We start from the raw sequence: 414 nt of genomic DNA on the forward strand, positions 1-414 counted from the left end.
TTGTTATAGTGTGGTGTGATATTTGCTGAGAACGGTGTATTTCCCCCTTCATGGAACGTCACAAGCTCCCCGTTAATATAAACCCAAGATTTATAGTCAACTGCTCCAAAGTGAAGAATCAACTCTTGATCTAACCAATCTTCACTTACTGTAAAGGTTCTGCGATACCAAACCACATCATGAAAGCTATGATCATTAATCCCGCTTTTCTCTGTTTGATAAGCAAATGGAACTACGATTTTCATTGATTGTGGAAATTCTTTATACCATTTCTCTTTTAAGCCACAGTTCTCGTCGTCAAAAGCAAAATCCCACTCACCATTTAAATTTAACCATTCCTGACGCACAAACTGAGGGCGTGGATATTCGTTTCGTATTGTACTCATGTTTATCTCTCCTTACTTAATACCAGAT

General features: G+C 37.9%; 1 protein-coding gene. It reads right to left on the reverse strand.

Going from position 1 to position 414, the window contains the following annotated elements:
* Positions 1–386, reverse strand: a 386-nt coding sequence (locus KH400_RS21520; RefSeq protein ID WP_369009391.1) for a sugar-binding domain-containing protein, incomplete at its 3' end; no start/stop codon positions are given.
* Positions 387–414 lie beyond the last annotated feature (28 nt).

Source organism: Desertibacillus haloalkaliphilus, from assembly GCF_019039105.1.
Taxonomy (GTDB): Bacteria; Bacillota; Bacilli; order Bacillales; family KJ1-10-99; genus Desertibacillus; species Desertibacillus haloalkaliphilus.